This is a genomic window from Shewanella sp. 11B5, from assembly GCF_002836795.1.
GTDB classification, from domain to species: Bacteria; Pseudomonadota; Gammaproteobacteria; order Enterobacterales; family Shewanellaceae; genus Shewanella; species Shewanella frigidimarina.
The window spans coordinates 1-2,886 of record NZ_PJAP01000967.1 but is presented as its reverse complement, the minus strand read 5'-3'; the positions used below and the strand labels follow the sequence as shown (position 1 = coordinate 2,886).

The window sequence follows — 2,886 nt, the reverse complement described above, 5'->3', positions numbered from 1 at the left end:
TCAAATGTATTCCAAACTGTTGCAGCTGATACGAATTGGGGCGCTGGTTCTGAATACTGTATGTATGCCTATGCTAACGCTTCTTACAACAAAGCATCTGTAGACCGTAACACTGTATATGTTGATGCTAATTATGAAATCGCAGAAGATGTAGAATGGTTCGGTCGTGTTATGGTAACTCAGAACACTTCATTTGGTCGTTATGCTCCTCCTGCTGCTCAATGGCAAAATATGTCTGCTGATAACCCTCATAACCCTTATGGTGAAGAAGTTACAGGTTTATTCCGTTGGGTTGGTATTGGTACCCGTGACGGTACTGTAGATGACTACAACCAAGATTACCTAACTGGTTTACGTGGTTCTATCAGTGCGCTAAACGATGCAGAGTGGGAAGTTTACTATCACCACAATATTGCTGACAATAAGTCAGTGGGTGAATACTACTTAAGTTACTCAGGTCTTGCATATAACCAAGCAAATGACATTGATTTAGGCTCTGAAGCCGGCATCAATAACATGAAAGCAACTACTTTAACCACAGGTAAGGCAACGTTTGATCAATATAGTGCTGGTCTTGGTTTTGACGCGTTTGAATTACCAGGTGGTGCAGTTGCTCATTACGTAGGTTTGGAATATTTCGACCAACAGTATAGTGAAGTGTATGACGCACAGTCAGAAGCGGGCCTAATTGGTGGTAGTGCTGGTAACTCCGCTGGTGGTGATCGTCAAGTATGGGCTATGTTCTATGAAGCGGTTTTACCGTTAACAGATGACATTGAATTAAACCTTGCTGCTCGTTACGATGATTACAGTGATTTCGGTGACAATGTAGCACCTAAAGTATCTGTTCGTTGGCAAGCACTTGATAATGTTGTCGTACGTGCATCATACTCTGAAGCATTCCGCGCTCCTTCTTTAGATCAGTTATACGCAGCAACAACATTTAGTGCTGACGATGGTACTGATTATGCGTTCTGTGCATCTAATAGTATTGATATTGCGGATTGTTCTGAGACACAATACGACACATACATTACAGCTAACAAAGACTTAGGTCCTGAAACATCAGAGTATATTAACTTTGGTGTAGCGTGGGATATTATCGATGATATTGGTATTAAAGTTGATTACTTTAACTTAAATATTGATGATGTTATTAGCCGTCGTACTATCACAAATGTTATGCGTGGGGTTGCCGCTGGCACATTAGCAGAAACAGATACTTTCTATGTTAACCGTGCTCCAACTACAGACGGTACTTTAGGTCGTGCACTAGAAGTCGGTACTGGTTATGGTAACAGTGACAAGTTAGAGATTACTGGTATTGATGTTTCGTTTAACGCAAAGTTTGAAACTTCAGTTGGTGATATCGGCTTTAATTGGAACAATAGTTTCGTACTCGATTACATTGAAGAAGTTGAAGGTGGTTCATCAGCGCAAGATATTGCTGGTTGGAGTGGTTCTCCTGACTACAAGTCAAACTTTACCACTAACTATTCAATGGGTGACCATAGCGTATCGTGGAACATGAACTACACAAGTTCTACATATGAAAACGATGACACTGGTCATTTAGATTCATGGTTAATTCATAACTTAAGTTATGTTTATGATGCTGGTAACTTTGGTCAAGTGTTGTTAGGTATTAACAATGTGACAGACGAAGACCCAGTACTTAGTTCAACAGGTACATACGATAATTACGAACTTTATAACAACTACGGTCGTGAGTATCGTGCAAGTTATACTCTTAAGTTCTAAATACTAATTAGTCATTAATTAGATATAAGAAAGGCTCCTTCGGGGGCCTTTTTACTTGGTGTATTATAACAATATGATGTGATTAATTGAGGAGTCTACATGAATAGTCACTGGAGTGAATATTGGCAGCAAGGACACACAACGTCATTCGGTGAAGCATTATCAGGTAATTATGAAGGTGTATTGAAAAATGTGTGGGAACCGGTGTTCGATGGGCTTACAGAAAATTTTTTGGTCGTCGATGTTGGCACGGGTAATGGCTCGTTACCGCTGTTATTACGTGACGGGTTATCTACAAGTGATCTAACCGGTAAGATTATTGGTGTTGATTTAGCTGAAGTCAGTTTAGCCAACCCAGTAAGTAACAATAATCAAAATATAGACATAGCTTTAATGTCTAACACTCGCTGCGAACAGCTTCCTTTTGAACCTAACTCTGTTGATCTTTATATATCTCAATTTGGTTTTGAGTATTCAAATATTGAGCAGTCACTCGAAGAAGCGACTAGAGTATTAAAGGATGATGGTCAGTTTGTCATTGTTTGTCATCATAATCGTTCAATGATCCTTAATCGAAATAGAAGAATTTTGACGTTAATTGATAAAGATGAAGTCAATTTATTAATTAATTGTTTAGGTAAAATGGCAAATGCCATGGGCAATGTCAGCAATCAAGAAGATGTTGAGCGAATTAAGAAAGACCTTCAATGTGAACAGATTAGAGCGGAAATTAATCACTTGATTAAATTGTTAGTCATGTTTGATGAGGCAGCAGCTCAGGATTGTGATTTAATGCGTTTCGTTGCTCAATTTTTTAAAACTGGATTATTTTGGCCTGTTACAAAAAAGTTAGAATTTATTGAATTTATTACAATACAAATGGATACGTTAAGGCTACGATTAACAGAGTTGGTTAATGCTGCATTTGATGAAACTAAATTGGCAACATTCATAGCTAAATTCCACCAAAACAATATGATTTTAAATGAACTCAAAGTATTAAAAAATGAACAAAATGAAGTCTTAGGTTGGTATTTACATGGTTCAAAATTTATTTAGTAACGATGAATAAGCTAAATAGAGAGTATTATTGGATTGACATCTTTTTATAACGCACTGAATAAA

At 37.6% G+C, this 2,886-nt stretch carries 2 protein-coding genes; both read left to right on the top strand.

Going from position 1 to position 2,886, the window contains the following annotated elements; all coding sequences use genetic code 11:
• Nucleotides 1–1,761, top strand: a 1,761-nt coding sequence (locus tag CXF78_RS18925; RefSeq protein ID WP_102037625.1) for a TonB-dependent receptor domain-containing protein, incomplete at its 5' end; no start/stop codon positions are given.
• Nucleotides 1,762–1,860: 99 nt separating this feature from the next.
• Nucleotides 1,861–2,820 carry a class I SAM-dependent methyltransferase gene (locus CXF78_RS18920; RefSeq protein ID WP_102037624.1) on the top strand — a complete coding sequence of 320 codons (960 nt, stop codon included), beginning with the start codon at nucleotides 1,861–1,863 and terminating at the stop codon, nucleotides 2,818–2,820.
• Nucleotides 2,821–2,886: the final 66 nt, after the last annotated feature.